This window comes from Pseudomonas sp. NY15181 (genome assembly GCF_048068055.1).
Taxonomy (GTDB): Bacteria; Pseudomonadota; Gammaproteobacteria; order Pseudomonadales; family Pseudomonadaceae; genus Pseudomonas.
In genome coordinates, this window is record NZ_JBLUPT010000006.1 from 217,749 (window position 1) to 233,594 (window position 15,846).

At 62.3% G+C, this 15,846-nt stretch carries 11 protein-coding genes and 3 tRNA genes; 11 read left to right on the top strand and 3 right to left on the bottom strand.

From position 1 onward, the window contains the following. Position 1 precedes the first annotated feature (1 nt). The gene (locus ACNFBT_RS16305; RefSeq protein ID WP_416751215.1) at positions 2-1,684 is read left to right on the top strand and encodes a glutamine--tRNA ligase/YqeY domain fusion protein; all 1,683 of its coding nucleotides are present in this window, start codon (positions 2-4) and stop codon (positions 1,682-1,684) included. A gap of 3 nt (positions 1,685-1,687) precedes the next feature. Next, the gene (gene cysS, locus ACNFBT_RS16310; protein WP_416751026.1) at positions 1,688-3,076 is read left to right on the top strand and encodes a cysteine--tRNA ligase; all 1,389 of its coding nucleotides are present in this window, start codon (positions 1,688-1,690) and stop codon (positions 3,074-3,076) included. Between the two features lie 63 nt (positions 3,077-3,139). Here the strand turns inward: cysS and folD are convergent, their stop codons facing one another. Beyond that, a complete protein-coding gene (gene folD / locus ACNFBT_RS16315; protein WP_416751028.1) occupies positions 3,140-3,994 on the bottom strand; it encodes a bifunctional methylenetetrahydrofolate dehydrogenase/methenyltetrahydrofolate cyclohydrolase FolD in 855 nt (284 codons plus the stop codon). A gap of 261 nt (positions 3,995-4,255) precedes the next feature. On the opposite strand from folD, the gene ACNFBT_RS16320 reads away from it, so the two are divergent. The 9 genes from ACNFBT_RS16320 to ACNFBT_RS16360 all read left to right on the top strand — a co-directional run bounded on the left by ACNFBT_RS16320 (position 4,256) and on the right by ACNFBT_RS16360 (position 13,203). Further along, positions 4,256-4,332 (top strand) — tRNA-Arg (locus tag ACNFBT_RS16320). Between the two features lie 31 nt (positions 4,333-4,363). Further along, positions 4,364-4,439, top strand: a tRNA-His gene (locus ACNFBT_RS16325). 52 nt (positions 4,440-4,491) lie between these two features. Continuing rightward, positions 4,492-4,576 (top strand) — tRNA-Leu (locus ACNFBT_RS16330). Positions 4,577-4,718: 142 nt separating this feature from the next. After that, positions 4,719-6,029, top strand: coding sequence for a trigger factor (gene tig / locus ACNFBT_RS16335; protein WP_416751031.1), 1,311 nt, complete (start codon positions 4,719-4,721; stop codon positions 6,027-6,029). A 93-nt stretch (positions 6,030-6,122) separates the two neighbouring features. After that, positions 6,123-6,761, top strand: a complete 639-nt coding sequence (gene clpP, locus ACNFBT_RS16340) for an ATP-dependent Clp endopeptidase proteolytic subunit ClpP (RefSeq protein ID WP_416751032.1) — start codon at positions 6,123-6,125, stop codon at positions 6,759-6,761. Positions 6,762-6,869: 108 nt separating this feature from the next. Then, positions 6,870-8,150, top strand: a complete 1,281-nt coding sequence (gene clpX / locus ACNFBT_RS16345; protein ID WP_416751034.1) for an ATP-dependent Clp protease ATP-binding subunit ClpX — start codon at positions 6,870-6,872, stop codon at positions 8,148-8,150. A 133-nt stretch (positions 8,151-8,283) separates the two neighbouring features. After that, the gene (lon, locus tag ACNFBT_RS16350) at positions 8,284-10,680 is read left to right on the top strand and encodes an endopeptidase La (RefSeq protein ID WP_416751036.1); all 2,397 of its coding nucleotides are present in this window, start codon (positions 8,284-8,286) and stop codon (positions 10,678-10,680) included. 136 nt (positions 10,681-10,816) lie between these two features. Then, the gene (gene hupB / locus ACNFBT_RS16355; protein WP_003087931.1) at positions 10,817-11,089 is read left to right on the top strand and encodes a nucleoid-associated protein HU-beta; all 273 of its coding nucleotides are present in this window, start codon (positions 10,817-10,819) and stop codon (positions 11,087-11,089) included. A gap of 227 nt (positions 11,090-11,316) precedes the next feature. Continuing rightward, positions 11,317-13,203, top strand: coding sequence for a SurA N-terminal domain-containing protein (locus ACNFBT_RS16360; RefSeq protein ID WP_416751039.1), 1,887 nt, complete (start codon positions 11,317-11,319; stop codon positions 13,201-13,203). 210 nt (positions 13,204-13,413) lie between these two features. Here the strand turns inward: ACNFBT_RS16360 and fabI are convergent, their stop codons facing one another. Further along, on the bottom strand, positions 13,414-14,211 hold the full coding sequence (gene fabI / locus ACNFBT_RS16365) for an enoyl-ACP reductase FabI (protein ID WP_416751041.1): 798 nt from the start codon (positions 14,209-14,211) through the stop codon (positions 13,414-13,416). Positions 14,212-14,231: 20 nt separating this feature from the next. After that, a complete protein-coding gene (locus ACNFBT_RS16370; RefSeq protein ID WP_416751043.1) occupies positions 14,232-15,845 on the bottom strand; it encodes an ABC transporter ATP-binding protein in 1,614 nt (537 codons plus the stop codon). Between the last annotated feature and the right edge of the window lies 1 nt (position 15,846).

Below are 15,846 nucleotides of genomic sequence, written 5' to 3' on the forward strand. Positions count from 1 at the left end.
CATGAGCAAGCCTACCGCCGATACGAAAGAAGCCACTGTTGCCGCCAACTTCCTGCGCCCGATCGTTGCGGCCGACCTGGAAAGTGGCAAGCACCAGAAGATCGTCACCCGCTTCCCGCCGGAGCCCAACGGCTACCTGCACATCGGCCACGCCAAGTCCATCTGTCTGAACTTCGGCCTGGCCAAGGAGTTCGGCGGTGACTGCCACCTGCGCTTCGACGACACCAACCCGGCGAAGGAAGACCAGGAATACATCGACGCCATCGAAGCCGATGTGAAGTGGCTGGGCTTCGACTGGGTCGGCCCGGTGCGCTATGCGTCCAGCTACTTCGACCAGCTGCACGCCTGGGCCGTCGAGCTGATCAAGGCCGGCAAGGCTTTCGTCTGCGACCTCAATGCCGAGGAAATGCGCGCCTACCGTGGTTCCCTGACCGAGCCGGGCAAGAACAGCCCGTTCCGCGACCGTTCGGTGGAAGAGAACCTGGACCTGTTCGCCCGCATGAAGGCCGGCGAATTCCCGGACGGCGCCCGTTCGCTGCGCGCCAAGATCGACATGGCCTCGCCGAACATCAACCTACGCGACCCGATCCTCTACCGCATCCGCCACGCCCATCACCACCAGACCGGCGACAAGTGGTGCATCTACCCCAGCTACGACTTCACCCACGGCCAGTCGGACTCCATCGAGGGCATCACCCACTCCATCTGCACCCTGGAGTTCGAGGATCACCGCCCGCTGTACGAGTGGTTCCTGGCCAACCTGCCGGTCCCGGCCCAGCCGCGCCAGTACGAATTCGCACGCCTGAACCTGAACTACACCATCACCAGCAAGCGCAAGCTCAAGCAGCTGGTGGACGAGAAGCACGTCGACGGCTGGGATGACCCGCGCATGTCGACCCTGTCCGGCTACCGCCGTCGCGGCTACACCCCGGCGTCGATCCGCACCTTCTGCGACATGATCGGCGTGAACCGCGCTGGCGGCGTGGTGGACATCGGCATGCTGGAATTCGCCATCCGTGACGACCTGGACGCCAATGCCGGCCGCGCCATGTGCGTGCTCAAGCCGCTGAAGGTAGTGATCACCAACTACCCGGAAGGCCAGGTCGAGAGCCTCGAACTGCCGTGCCATCCGAAGCAGGACATGGGCATGCGCGTGCTGCCGTTCAGCCGCGAGATCTACATCGACGCCAGCGACTTCGAAGAAGTGCCGCCGGCCGGCTACAAGCGCCTGATCCCGGGTGGCGAAGTGCGCCTACGCGGCAGCTATGTGATTCGCGCCGACGAAGCGATCAAGGATGCCGACGGCAACATCGTCGAACTGCGTTGCAGCTACGACGAAAACACCCTGGGCAAGAACCCCGAGGGCCGCAAGGTCAAGGGTGTGATCCACTGGGTGCCGGCCGCCGAGAGCGTAGAGTGCGAAGTGCGCCTGTACGACCGCCTGTTCCGCTCCGCCAATCCGGAGAAGTCGGAAGAGGGCGGCAGCTTCCTCGACAACATCAACCCGGAATCCCTGGTGGTGCTCAAGGGCTGCCGCGCCGAGCCGTCGCTGGCCGGCGCCACCGCGGTCGACCGCTTCCAGTTCGAGCGCGAGGGTTACTTCTGCGCCGATTCGAAGGATTCCAAGCACGGCGCCCTGGTGTTCAACCGCACCGTGACCCTGCGCGATTCCTGGGGGCAGTGAGGCATGGCTGACTTGCAGATCTACAGCACGCTGTCCAAGACCAAGGACGCCTTCAAGCCGCTGGTCGGCAACCAGGTGCGCATGTACGTGTGCGGCATGACCGTCTACGACTTCTGTCACATCGGCCATGCCCGGGTGATGGTGGCGTTCGACGTGATCGCCCGCTGGCTGCGCCATCGCGGCTATGACCTGACCTATGTGCGCAACATCACCGACATCGACGACAAGATCATCCGTCGCGCCCAAGAGAACGGCGAATCGTTCGAAGACCTGACCGCCCGCATGATCGCCGCGATGCACGAGGATGAGGCGCGCCTGTCGGTCCTGCGTCCGGACATCGAGCCGCGCGCCACCGGCCACATCGTCGGCATGCACGAGATGATCCAGACCCTGATCGACAAGGGCTACGCCTACGCGCCGGGCAACGGTGACGTCTACTACCGGGTCGGCAAGTTCGCCGGCTACGGCAAGCTGTCGCGCAAGAAGATCGAAGATCTGCGCATCGGCGCGCGGATCGAGGTCGACGAATCCAAGGAAGACCCGCTGGACTTCGTGCTCTGGAAAGGTGCAAAGCCGGGCGAGCCGAGCTGGGAGTCGCCCTGGGGCGCCGGTCGTCCGGGCTGGCACATCGAGTGCTCGGTGATGTCCACCTGCTGCCTGGGCGAGACCTTCGACATCCACGGCGGCGGCCCGGACCTGGTGTTCCCGCACCACGAGAACGAGATCGCCCAGAGCGAGGCGGCCACCGGCAAGCTCTACGCGGCCAGCTGGATGCACGCCGGTGCGGTGCGCGTGGACGGCGAGAAGATGTCCAAGTCCCTGGGCAACTTCTTTACCATCCGCGAGGTGCTGGAGAAATACCATCCGGAAGTCGTGCGCTTCCTGCTGGTGTCCAGCCACTATCGCAGCCCGATCAACTACTCCGAAGACAATCTGAAGGAAGCCAAGGGCGCGCTGGAGCGTTTCTATACCGCGCTGCGTGGTCTGCCTCAGGTTGCCGCCGAGGGTGGCGAGGCTTTCGTCGAGCGATTCGCTGCAGCGATGGATGACGACTTCGGTACGCCGGAAGCCGTGGCCGTGCTGTTCGAGATGGCGCGCGAGATCAACCGTCTTCGGGATAGCGAGCCGGCAGCGGCCGCGGGTCTGGCGGCACGCCTGCGTGAGCTGGCCGGCCTGCTGGGCGTGCTGCAGCTGGATGCGGACGAGTTCCTCCAGGCCGGCGCGACGGGCAAGGTCGACGCTGCACGGGTCGAAGCGCTGATCCAGGCGCGCCTGGATGCCCGCGCGGCGAAGAACTGGGCCGAGTCCGACCGCATCCGTGATGAGCTGACCGCTCTGGGCGTGGTGCTGGAAGACGGCAAGGGCGGTACGACCTGGCGCCTCGCCGAGTAATTGCCTCCTGGAAATGAAAAAGGCCGCTGATCAGCGGCCTTTTTCTTGTGCGTCGCGAATGTATCAGGTGTGCAGGTGTTCGGCGGCGTACAGGGTGTTTTCCAGCAGGCAGGCGCGGGTCATGGGGCCGACGCCGCCCGGAACCGGGGTAATCCAGCTGGCGCGCTCGGCGGCCACGTCATATTCCACGTCGCCCACCAGCTTGCCGTCTTCCTGGCGGTTGATGCCCACGTCGATGACGATGGCGCCTTCCTTGATCCACTCGCCCTTGACCAGGCCCGGCTTGCCGGCGGCCACGACCACCAGGTCGGCACGGCGCACGTGATCGGCCAGGTCGCGGGTGAAGCGGTGGGTCACGGTGACGGTGCAGCCGCCCAGCAGCAGTTCCAGCGCCATCGGGCGCCCGACGATGTTGGACGCACCCACCACCACCGCATCCATGCCGTACAGATCGACGCCGGTGCTTTCCAGCAGGGTCATGATGCCCTTCGGGGTGCAGGGGCGCAGCAGCGGGATGCGCTGGGCCAGGCGGCCGATATTGAAGGGGTGGAATCCGTCCACGTCCTTGTCCGGACTGATGCGCTCTAGCAGTTGGGAGGCATCGAGGTGGGCGGGGAGGGGGAGCTGAACCAGAATGCCGTCGATGGCCGGATCGGCGTTCAGGCGGTCGATCAGGGCCAGCAGCTCTTCCTGGGTGGTGCTGGCGGGGAGGTCGTACGCCTGGGAGAGGAAACCGACCTCTTCACAGTCCTTGCGCTTGTGCGCGACATAGACTTGAGAGGCGGGATCGCTGCCGACCAGGATCACGGCCAGGCCAGGAATGCGCAGTCCTTGCTGGCGGCGTTCGTTGACGCGTTGGGCAATCTGCTGGCGGAGGCTGGCGGCGATCGCTTTGCCGTCGATCAGTTTTGCAGTCATGTCGGGGGGATAACCATTAAGGCGGGTGAAAAGATGGCGCGCATTTTCGCACGCTGCCTTCATAAGGCAAAGGCGGGCACCCTCGATTTGCCGTAACTCCTTTATCTCTTTGAATTTTTTTTAAAAAAGTTGTTGACGAGGTATAGGCGCATCGATAACATGCGCCCCGCTTGCCGAGCACAGCCTGAAACACGAAAGAGGCGGTGCCAACCGATTCAGTGGTTCCACTGGGTCTGCTTAGCAAGGGTTGCCGCCACTAAAGCGCCCGTAGCTCAGCTGGATAGAGCATCCGCCTTCTAAGCGGATGGTCGCAGGTTCGAGTCCTGCCGGGTGCGCCAAGTGGCGTTCGGTACAAGCAAGTGTAATATGGTGGGCGTAGCTCAGTTGGTAGAGCACAGGATTGTGGCTCCTGGTGTCGTGGGTTCGATTCCCATCGTCCACCCCATATTCCGAAGCGCCAGGCCTAGAGCCTGGCGTTTTCGTTTCTGCGGTACCCTGCGGACGTGGTGAAATTGGTAGACACGCTGGATTTAGGTTCCAGTGGCGCAAGCTGTGAGAGTTCGAGTCTCTCCGTCCGCACCATCTTCTTTCCATAAGCTCTCGCATCCGTGAATCTCTGCAGCTTCCGGCCTGGGTGACTTCTGCAATTCTAGCTACTAGAATGCTTGCCCTTGATTCTGGGAGCCGGGAGGACCGGCTTACGTCTGTGCCACGAGGAATATCCATGCAAGTTTCCGTTGAAAGCACCTCCGCTCTTGAGCGCCGCATGACCGTTGGCGTGCCGGCCGAGCGTATCGAGACCGAAGTCAACAAGCGTCTGCAGCAGACCGCTCGTCGCGCCAAGGTTCCTGGCTTCCGTCCCGGCAAGGTGCCGATGAGCGTCATCCGTCAGCGCTACGAAGCCTCCGCTCGTCAGGAAGCTCTCGGTGACCTGATCCAGGAAACCTTCTACGAAGCCGTAGTCGAGCAGAAGTTGAACCCGGCCGGTGCTCCGTCTGTCGAGCCGAAAGTGTTCGAGAAGGAGAAGGGCCTCGAGTACGTCGCTACCTTCGAAGTCTTCCCCGAGTTCCAGGTTGCCGGTTTCGACGGCATCAAGGTCGAGCGCCTGCAGGCCGACGTGGCCGATGCAGACCTCGACAACATGCTGGACATCCTGCGCAAGCAGAACACCCGTTTCGAAGCTGTTGACCGCGCCGCTCAGAACGACGACCAGGTGAACATCGACTTCGTCGGCAAGATCGACGGCGAAGCGTTCGCTGGCGGTTCCGCCAAGGGCACCCTGCTGGTGCTGGGCTCCGGCCGCATGATTCCGGGCTTCGAAGAAGGCCTGGTCGGCGCCAAGGCCGGTGAAGAGCGCGTTCTGAACGTGACCTTCCCCGAGGACTACCAGAACCTGGACCTGGCCGGCAAAGCCGCCGAGTTCGCCGTTACCGTCAACAGCGTTGCCGAGCCCAAGCTGCCGGAACTGAACGAAGAGTTCTTCGCTCTGTTCGGCGTGAAGGAAAGCACTCTGGAAGGTTTCCGCACCGAAGTTCGCAAGAACATGGAGCGTGAACTGCGTCAGGCCATCAAGTCCAAGGTGAAGAACCAAGTGATGGAAGGTCTGGTCGAGACCAACCCGATCGAAGTTCCGAAGGCCCTGATCGGCAACGAAGTCAACCGTCTGCGCGTGCAGGCCGTTCAGCAGTTCGGCGGCAACATCAAGCCGGACCAGCTGCCGGCTGAGCTGTTCGAAGAGCAGGCCAAGCGCCGCGTCGTGCTGGGTCTGATCGTCGCCGAGCTGGTCAAGCAGCATGAACTGAAGGCCGACGAAGCCCGCGTTCGCGAAATGATCGAAGAGATGGCTTCCGCTTATCAGGAGCCGGAACAAGTTGTTGCCTGGTACTACAAGAACGACCAGCAACTGAACGAAGTCCGTTCGGTTGTACTGGAAGAACAAGTTGTAGATACTGTCTTGCAGAAGGCCAATGTGACCGACAAGCAGGTATCCTACGAAGACGCGGTCAAGCCTGCTGAAGCTCCGCAAGCGGCCTGATCCAGCGCTTCGTTCGATTGTCACAAGCCAGCCTTCGGGCTGGCTTGTGCGTCTATAGAGACATGACTTTTTATTAGGGAGTGATCGTCGGACATGCATAATCCTTATATGCCGCAAGTTCCGAACATTCAGGCCGCTGGTGGTCTGGTGCCGATGGTGGTGGAGCAATCCGCCCGCGGTGAGCGTTCCTACGACATCTATTCGCGCCTCCTGAAGGAGCGGATCATCTTCCTGGTCGGCCAGGTCGAGGACTACATGGCCAACCTGGTGGTTGCCCAGCTGCTGTTCCTCGAGGCCGAGAATCCGGACAAGGATATCCACCTCTACATCAACTCCCCGGGCGGCTCCGTGACTGCCGGCATGTCGATCTACGACACCATGCAGTTCATCAAGCCCGACGTGTCCACCATCTGCGTGGGCCAGGCGTGCAGCATGGGTGCCCTGCTGCTGGCCGGCGGCGCCGCTGGCAAGCGCTACTGCCTGCCGCATTCGCGCATGATGATCCACCAGCCGCTGGGCGGCTTCCAGGGCCAGGCCTCGGACATCGAGATCCACGCCAAGGAAATCCTCTTCATCAAGGAGCGCCTGAACCAGGTGCTGGCGCATCACACCGGCCAGCCGCTGGATGTCATCGCCCGCGACACCGATCGCGACCGCTTCATGAGCGGCGAAGAGGCTGTCGGCTACGGCCTGATCGATCAGGTCTTTACTCAGCGTCCTTCCGCCAGCTGAGTTTCTCCGCAATACCGCGGCCGGTAATCCGGCCGCTTCGCGGGCTTGAAAATGCCTGCGAATGCCTTCATCTTGTCCTTCACGTATATCCCCGATTGGAACGATCGAATGACTGACACCCGCAACGGCGAGGACAACGGCAAGCTGCTGTATTGCTCCTTCTGCGGCAAGAGCCAGCACGAAGTGCGCAAGTTGATTGCCGGCCCCTCGGTCTTTATCTGCGACGAGTGCGTCGACCTGTGCAATGACATCATCCGCGAGGAGGTGCAGGAGGCACAGGCCGAGAGCAGTGCGCACAAGCTTCCGGCGCCGAAAGAGATCCGCACCATCCTCGATCAGTACGTGATCGGCCAGGAGCGTGCGAAGAAAGTGCTGGCGGTAGCGGTCTACAACCACTACAAGCGCCTGAATCAGCGTGAGCGCAAGGACGACGTCGAGCTGGGCAAGAGCAACATCCTGCTGATCGGGCCGACCGGCTCGGGCAAGACGCTGCTGGCCGAGACCCTGGCGCGCCTGCTCAACGTTCCCTTCACCATCGCCGATGCGACCACCCTCACCGAGGCGGGTTACGTGGGCGAGGATGTCGAGAACATCATCCAGAAGCTGCTGCAGAAGTGCGACTACGACGTCGAGAAGGCCCAAATGGGCATCGTCTATATCGACGAAATCGACAAGATCTCGCGCAAATCGGACAACCCGTCGATCACCCGTGACGTTTCCGGTGAAGGCGTTCAGCAGGCCCTGCTGAAGCTGATCGAGGGTACCGTGGCTTCCGTACCGCCCCAGGGCGGCCGCAAGCACCCGCAGCAGGAATTCCTGCAGGTCGACACCCGCAACATCCTGTTCATCTGCGGTGGCGCCTTCGCTGGCCTGGAAAAGGTCATCCAGAACCGTTCCACCAAGGGCGGCATCGGCTTCAGCGCCGAGGTACGCAGCCAGGAAGCGGGCAAGAAGGTGGGCGAGGCGCTGCGTGAGGTCGAGCCGGAAGATCTGGTGAAATTCGGCCTGATTCCGGAGTTCGTCGGACGTCTGCCGATCATCGCGACCCTCGACGAGCTGGACGAAGCTGCACTGATGCAGATTCTGATCGAGCCGAAGAACGCGCTGACCAAGCAGTACGCCAAGCTCTTCGAAATGGAAGGCGTGGACCTCGAGTTCCGCCCGGACGCGCTCAAGGCCGTCGCCCGTCGCGCGCTGGAGCGCAAGACCGGTGCCCGTGGCCTGCGTTCGATCCTCGAAGGCATCCTGCTCGACACCATGTACGAGATTCCCTCGCAGACCGAGGTCAGCAAGGTGGTCATCGACGAAAGTGTCATCGATGGTTCCTCCCAGCCGCTGCTGATCTACGAGAATACCGAGCAGCCGGCCAAGGCTGCACCTGACGCCTGAAACCAGAAGGGGCCCTAGGGCCCCTTTTTTCTTCCCATCTACCGCGCTTGTTTTTTCCCAGTCCTAACCCCATCTTAGGCCGAAGGGTCCAATCCCATCGTTTTGGCCAAGTGCCGCTGTAGAGCCGAATATCATGAAAACACTCGTCGAGTTGCCCCTGCTGCCCCTGCGTGACGTAGTGGTGTATCCGCACATGGTCATCCCGCTGTTCGTGGGACGTGAGAAATCCATCGAGGCCCTCGAGGCTGCGATGACCGGCGACAAGCAGATCCTGTTGCTGGCGCAGAAGAACCCGGCCGACGACGATCCGGGTGAAGATGGCCTGTACCGCATGGGTACCGTGGCCACCGTCCTGCAACTGCTGAAGCTGCCCGATGGCACCGTCAAGGTGCTGGTCGAGGGTGAGCAGCGCGGTCAGGTAGAGCGCTTCATCGATGAGGAGGCCTACTGCCGCGCCGAAGTTTCGATCATTGACGAGGCTTCCATCGGCGAGCGCGAGTCCGAAGTCTTTACCCGCAGCCTGCTGAGCCAGTTCGAGCAGTACGTTCAACTGGGCAAGAAGGTTCCGGCGGAAGTCCTGTCGTCGCTCAACAGCATCGATGAGCCCGGCCGCCTGGTGGACACCATGGCTGCCCACATGGCGCTGAAGATCGAGCAGAAGCAGGAAATCCTCGAAATCACCGAGTTGTCCGCCCGCGTCGAGCACGTGCTCGCCATGCTGGATGCCGAAATCGACCTGCTGCAGGTCGAGAAGCGCATCCGCGGCCGCGTGAAGAAGCAGATGGAGCGCAGCCAGCGCGAGTACTACCTGAACGAGCAGATGAAGGCCATCCAGAAGGAGCTGGGTGACATCGACGAAGGCCACAACGAAGTCGAGGAGCTGAAGAAGCGCATCGACGCCGCCGGCCTGACCAAGGAAGCCTTGGCCAAGGCCACCGCCGAGCTGAACAAGCTCAAGCAGATGTCGCCGATGTCGGCCGAAGCCACCGTCGTGCGCTCCTACATCGACTGGCTGGTGAATGTGCCGTGGAAGGCCGAGAGCAAGGTGCGCCACGACCTGGACAAGGCCGAGGACATCCTCGATGCGGATCACTACGGCCTCGAAGAGGTCAAGGAACGCATCCTTGAATATCTCGCCGTGCAGAAGCGCGTGAAGAAACTGAAAGGTCCCGTTCTTTGCCTGGTCGGTCCGCCCGGCGTGGGCAAGACCTCGCTGGCGGAGTCCATCGCCCGCGCGACCAACCGCAAGTTCGTGCGCATGGCCCTGGGTGGCGTGCGTGACGAGGCTGAAATCCGCGGTCACCGCCGTACCTATATCGGCTCCATGCCCGGTCGCCTGATCCAGAAGATGACCAAGGTTGGCGTGCGCAACCCGCTTTTCCTGCTCGACGAGATCGACAAGATGGGCAGCGACATGCGTGGCGACCCCGCGTCGGCGCTGCTGGAGGTCCTCGACCCGGAGCAGAACCACAACTTCAACGATCACTATCTTGAAGTCGACTACGACCTGTCCGACGTGATGTTCCTTTGCACGGCGAACTCCATGAACATTCCGGCGCCGTTGCTGGACCGCATGGAAGTGATTCGTCTGCCGGGTTACACCGAAGACGAGAAGGTCAATATCGCTTCGAAATATCTTGTGCCAAAACAGACCGCGGCCAATGGCCTCAAGAAGGGCGAGCTGACCTTCGAGGAAGCGGCGACCCGCGACATCATTCGCTACTACACCCGCGAAGCCGGTGTGCGCAGCCTGGAGCGCCAGATCGCCAAGGTCTGCCGCAAGGCGGTGAAGGAGGGCATCAAGGCCAAGCGCATCGATGCCAAGGTGACTCCGGAAAACCTGGAGAACTACCTGGGTGTGCGCAAGTTCCGCTACGGCCTGGCCGAACAGCAGGACCAGATCGGTCAGGTGACCGGCCTGGCCTGGACCCAGGTGGGTGGCGAGCTGCTGACCATCGAATCGGCCATCGTTCCCGGCAAGGGCGCGCTGACCAAGACCGGCTCGCTGGGCGATGTCATGGCCGAATCCATCACGGCCGCGCTGACCGTGGTCCGCAGCCGGGCGAAGAGCCTGGGGATTCCGGCGGACTTCCACGAGAAGCACGACATCCATATCCACGTGCCCGAAGGCGCTACGCCGAAGGATGGTCCGAGTGCCGGTATCGGCATGTGCACCGCGCTGGTCTCGGCCATTACGCAGATTCCGGTGCGAGCCGATGTTGCCATGACCGGTGAAATCACCCTGCGTGGTCAGGTACTGGCCATTGGTGGTCTGAAGGAAAAACTTCTGGCCGCGCATCGGGGTGGAATCAAGACCGTGATCATCCCTGAGGAAAATGTCCGAGATCTTAGGGAAATTCCGGATAATATTAAGGCCGATCTCGTTATTAAACCGGTTAAATGGATTGACGAAGTCCTGCAAATTGCGCTGCAATACGCGCCGGAGCCCTTGCCCGATGCGGCTCCCGAGATGGTTGCAAAGGATGAGAAGCGCGAGTCTGATTCCAAGGAGCGAATCAGCACGCATTAGTTGGGGGGCTTTCTTGACACTGTTTTTGAGCCCTTGTTATAAAGCGGCACTTGCTTTGTCAGTTGGCAAACCAGCACCTGCTTTTGCTTACACCTAACACATAGAAACATACTCAACAGAAATAAGGGGACTTAGAGTGAACAAGTCGGAACTGATCGATGCTATCGCCGCATCTGCTGATATCCCGAAAGCTGTTGCCGGTCGCGCTCTGGACGCGGTGATCGAGTCTGTAACTGGCGCCCTGAAGGCTGGTGACTCCGTCGTACTGGTCGGCTTCGGCACCTTCGCCGTGAAAGAGCGTGCTGCTCGCACCGGTCGTAACCCGCAAACCGGCAAGCCGATCAAGATCGCTGCCGCTAAGATCCCGGGCTTCAAGGCCGGTAAAGCCCTCAAGGATGCTGTAAACTAAGCGTCTTTTTGGACTAGACCTGGATCGGCTCAGCTTCGGTTGAGTCGATCACGGAGCGGCGACCCTACAAGCCCAGAGCTGGTAGGAATCGCTGGGGGTCACGGGCAGATGCCCGTACGCTCCGACAGTTACGAGAAGGCGCATCCTCGGATGCGCCTTTCTTATATCCGCCTTTTTCCACGCCGCGCCGCCATTGACGGCAGGCCGTGGCCGCGTTCGGGGGCCGCATGCTGCAAAACATCAGGGACAATTCTCAGGGCTGGATCACCAAGACCATCCTGGGTGTCATCGTTGTCCTCATGGCTTTGACCGGGTTCGATCAGATCATTCGCGCAACCCACCACGAGAACGTCGCCGCGCAGGTCAATGGTGACGATATCGGTCTGCCGGAACTGCAGCAGGCCGCTGACATGCAGCGTCGCCAGCTGATGCAGCGTCTGGGCAAGGACTTCGATGCCTCCATGCTCGACGACAAGCTGCTCAAGGACTCCGCACTGAAGTCGCTCATCGAGCGCAAGCTGGTCTTGCAGGCCGCCCAGAAGGACAAATTCGCCTTCTCGCAGCAGTCTCTGGACCAACTGATCCTGCAGACCCCGGAGTTCCAGGTGGACGGCAAGTTCAACGCCGACCGCTTCGACCAGGTCATTCGCCAGATGGGCTATAACCGCATGCAGTTCCGCCAGATGTTCAGCGAAGAAATGCTGATCGGCCAACTGCGTGCCGGCATCGCTGGCACCGGCTTCGTCACCGAAGACGAACTGAAGTCCTTCGCCCGTCTGGAAAAGCAGACCCGTGACTTCGCGACCCTGACCCTCAAGGCCGATCCGTCCAAGAGCAAGGTCGAGGACAGCGAGATCAAGGCGTACTACGACGCGCACAGCACCGAGTTCATGACGCCCGAGCAGGTCACCATCGACTACGTCGAGCTGAAGAAATCCGCTTTCTTCGATCAGGTCACGGTGAAGAAGGAAGACCTCGATGCGCTGTACCAGAAGGAAATCGCCGGTCTCTCCGAACAGCGTGACGCCGCACATATCCTGATCGAGGTGAACGACAAGCAGAACGACCAGCAGGCCAAGGCCAAGATCGATGAGATCAAGGCACGTCTGGGCAAGGGCGAGGACTTTGCCAAGCTGGCCAAGGAGCTGTCCAACGACGTCGGTTCCGCTGCCAATGGTGGCGACCTGGGCTATGCCGGCCGCGGCGTTTATGACCCGGCCTTCGAAGAGGCGCTGTATGCGCTGAAGAAGGACGAGGTTTCGGCTCCGGTGAAAACCCCCTACGGCTGGCACCTGATCAAGCTGTTGGGCGTCGAGGCAGCCGATATTCCGACCTTCGAAAGCCTGAAGCCGAAGCTGGAGCAGGACGTGAAGACCCAGCTCGTCGAGCAGCGCTTCGTCGATGCTACCAAGCAGCTGGAAAGTGCAGCCTACGAGGCGTCCGACCTGTCCCAGCCGGCCCAGGACATGGGGTTGAAGGTACAGACCAGCAAGCCATTCGGCCGCGAAGGCGGCGAGGGCGTGAGCGCGAACCGCCAGATCGTCCAGTCGGCGTTCAGCCCCGAGGTGATGGAAGACGGCGCCAACAGCGGTGCCATCGAACTGGACCCGGACACCGTCGTCGTTCTGCGAGTCAAGGAGCATAAAAAGCCTGAGCAGGAAACCCTGGAGCAGGTGAGCGCGACCATCCGCACTCGTCTGCAGCAGGAACATGCCGCTACCGATACCAAGGCCCGTGGTGAAGCGCTGCTGGCCAGCCTGCGCGATGGCAAGACGCCGCTGAACCAGGATCAGGAAGGCCAGAGCTGGAAGGTGGTGGAAGCCGCTTCCCGCAGCCAGGAAGGCGTCGAGCCGGTCGTGCTGCAGAGCGTGTTCCGCATGGCGCATCCGGCTTCGACCGACAAGCCGAGCCTGTCCGGTGTGGCGCTGCCCAACGGCGACTTCGTGCTGGTACGTCTCTCCGGCGTCAGCGAGCCGGAAGCCAAGATGACCGACGAAGAGAAGGCCATGTACCAGCGCTTCCTCGCGTCGCGCAGTGGCCAGGAAGACTTCGCCGCCTTCCGCCGTCAGCTGCAGGAGCAGGCGAAGATCGAGAAGTTCGACAACGCCAAGTGATGGTCAATCCGGACTGCCTCTCGCAGTCCGGTGTCGGAAAAGAAAAAAGGCCGCAGATGCGGCCTTTTTTCATGGGCGTGTGGCTCTTCGTAGGAGCGAGCTTGCTCGCGAACAAATTCCCGGCCATACCGGCGCCAAGCGGGTTCGCGAGCAAGCTCGCTCCTACCACAGCGTACAAAAAAGCCGCCCATCGGGCGGCTTTTTTGTGGGCTACTCGTCTTCCAGCGGTCCCATGGCGGTGGTGTTGAAGCCGCCATCGACGTAGAGGATCTCGCCGCTGATGCCGCTGGCCAGGTCGGAACAGAGGAAGGCGCCGGCGTTGCCGACCTCCTCGATGGTCACGTTGCGGCGCAGGGGCGTCTGCCGTTCGTTGGCGGCGAGCATCTTGCGGAAGCTCTTGATCCCCGAGGCGGCCAGGGTGCGGATGGGGCCGGCGGAAACGGCGTTGACCCGGGTACCCTCCGGGCCCAGGCTGCCGGCCAGGTAGCGGACGCCGGCTTCCAGGCTCGCCTTGGCCATGCCCATCACGTTGTAGTTGGGCATCGTGCGTTCGGCGCCGAGGTAGGAGAGGGTCAGCAGGCTGCCGTTGCGGCCTTTCATCATGCCGCGGCCAGCCTTGGCCAGGGCGATGAAGCTGTAGGCGCTGATGTCGTGGGCGATCTTGAAGCCGTCGCGGGTGGTGACCTCGGTGAAGTCGCCGTCGAGCTGGTCGCCCGGCGCGAAGCCCACGGAGTGGACGATGATGTCCAGGCCATCCCAGTGCTTGCCCAGTTCGCTGAACACAGCCTCGATATCGGCGTCGTTGGCGACATCGCACGGGAAGCACAGCTCGGCGCGGGAGCCCCAGCCGGCGGCGAACTCCTCGACGCGCCCCTTGAGCTTGTCGTTCTGGTAGGTGAACGCCAGCTCCGCGCCTTCGCGGTGCATCGCGGCGGCGATGCCGGAGGCGATGGAGAGTTTGCTGGCGACGCCGACGATCAGCGCGCGTTTACCTGCAAGAAATCCCACGGGTGTTCCTCCTTCCTGTCTCAGTGAGCTTGCGCCGGAACCATGAAGGCGGCTTCCAGCAGTTGTTGCGTGTAGGCGTGCTGCGGCGCGGAGAAGACCTGCTCAGCCGATCCCTGTTCGACCACCTTGCCGTGGCGGATCACCATCAACTGATGGCTCAGCGCCTTGACCACCGCCAGGTCGTGGCTGATGAACAGGTAGGTCAGGTTGTACTTGGCCTGCAGGCGGCGCAGCAGTTCCACCACCTGGCGTTGCACGGTGCGGTCGAGTGCGGAGGTCGGCTCGTCGAGCAGGATCAGCGCCGGCTTGAGCACCAGGGCACGTGCGATGGCGATGCGCTGCCGCTGCCCGCCGGAGAACTCGTGGGGGTAGCGATGACGGGTTTCCGGGTCGAGGCCGACTTCCTTCAGCGCATCGATGATGGCCTGTTCGCGCTCTTCGGGCGTGCCGATGCCATGGATGTCCAGGCCTTCGCCGACGATCTGGCCCACGGACATGCGTGGGCTGAGGCTGCCGAAGGGGTCCTGGAAGACCACTTGCATCTCGCGCCGCAAGGGGCGTACTTCGCTCTGGTTCATCCCCTCCAGGTCGTTGCCTTGGAAGCGGATGCCACCACGGCTGTTGATCAGGCGCAGGATGGCCAGGCCCAGGGTGGACTTGCCCGAGCCGCTCTCGCCGACGATGCCCAGGGTCTGCCCGCGGGGCAGGCTGAAGCCGATGCCGTCCACCGCCTTGACGTGATCCACGGTGCGGCGGAATACGCCTTTCTTGATCGGGAACCAGACCCGCAGGTCGTTCACGTCCAGCAATGCCGGGCCGGGCAGGTTGTCGGCAGGATTGCCGCTGGGCTCCGCGCCCAGCAGTTCACGGGTGTAGGGGTGCTGGGGCGACTCGAACAGGGTTTCGCACGGTGCCTGTTCGACGATGCAGCCATGCTGCATGACGCACACACGGTGGGCGATGCGCCGGACCAGGTTGAGGTCATGGGTGATCAGCAGCAAGGCCATGCCCAGGCGCTGCTGCAGGTCGCGCAGCAGGTCGAGGATCTTCAGCTGTACGGTGACGTCCAGCGCGGTGGTCGGCTCGTCGGCGATCAGCAGTTCCGGCTCGCAGGCCAGTGCCATGGCGATCATCACCCGCTGCCGCTGGCCGCCGGACAGTTCGTGGGGGTAGGCCTTCAGGCGGCTCGCCGGGTTGGGGATGCCGACCAGGTCGAGCAGCTCCAGGGTGCGCGCCCGCGCCTGGGCGGTGTTCATGCCCTTGTGCAGGGCGAGGACTTCGCCGATCTGCTTCTCGATGGTGTGCAACGGGTTGAGCGAGGTCATCGGCTCCTGGAACACCATGGCGATGCGGTTGCCGCGAATGCCGCGCAGCTTGCTCTCGGGCAGGCGCAGCAGGTCCTTGCCGGCGTAGTGGATGCTGCCGCTGGGATGGCTGGCCGTGGGGTAGGGCAACAGGCGCAGGATGGAGTGGGCACTTACCGACTTGCCGGAGCCGCTTTCGCCCACCAGCGCCAGGGTCTCGCCCTTGCGGATGTCGAAGCTGATCTTCTCCACCGCATGGACCGTCTCGTTGCCGCAGAGGAAGTCCACCGAGAGGTCGCGGACTTCGATGAGGTTTTCGCTGTGGGTCATC

What these genes read in the sequence shown, in the direction of transcription:
- ACNFBT_RS16305 (WP_416751215.1), top strand. Translation starts at nt 2, where the DNA reads ATGAGCAAGCCTACCGCCGATACGAAAGAAGCCACTGTTGCCGCCAAC.
- cysS (WP_416751026.1), top strand. Translation starts at nt 1,688, where the DNA reads ATGGCTGACTTGCAGATCTACAGCACGCTGTCCAAGACCAAGGACGCC.
- folD (WP_416751028.1), bottom strand. Translation starts at nt 3,994, where the DNA reads ATGACTGCAAAACTGATCGACGGCAAAGCGATCGCCGCCAGCCTCCGC.
- tig (WP_416751031.1), top strand. Translation starts at nt 4,719, where the DNA reads ATGCAAGTTTCCGTTGAAAGCACCTCCGCTCTTGAGCGCCGCATGACC.
- clpP (WP_416751032.1), top strand. Translation starts at nt 6,123, where the DNA reads ATGCATAATCCTTATATGCCGCAAGTTCCGAACATTCAGGCCGCTGGT.
- clpX (WP_416751034.1), top strand. Translation starts at nt 6,870, where the DNA reads ATGACTGACACCCGCAACGGCGAGGACAACGGCAAGCTGCTGTATTGC.
- lon (WP_416751036.1), top strand. Translation starts at nt 8,284, where the DNA reads ATGAAAACACTCGTCGAGTTGCCCCTGCTGCCCCTGCGTGACGTAGTG.
- ACNFBT_RS16360 (WP_416751039.1), top strand. Translation starts at nt 11,317, where the DNA reads ATGCTGCAAAACATCAGGGACAATTCTCAGGGCTGGATCACCAAGACC.
- ACNFBT_RS16370 (WP_416751043.1), bottom strand. Translation starts at nt 15,845, where the DNA reads ATGACCCACAGCGAAAACCTCATCGAAGTCCGCGACCTCTCGGTGGAC.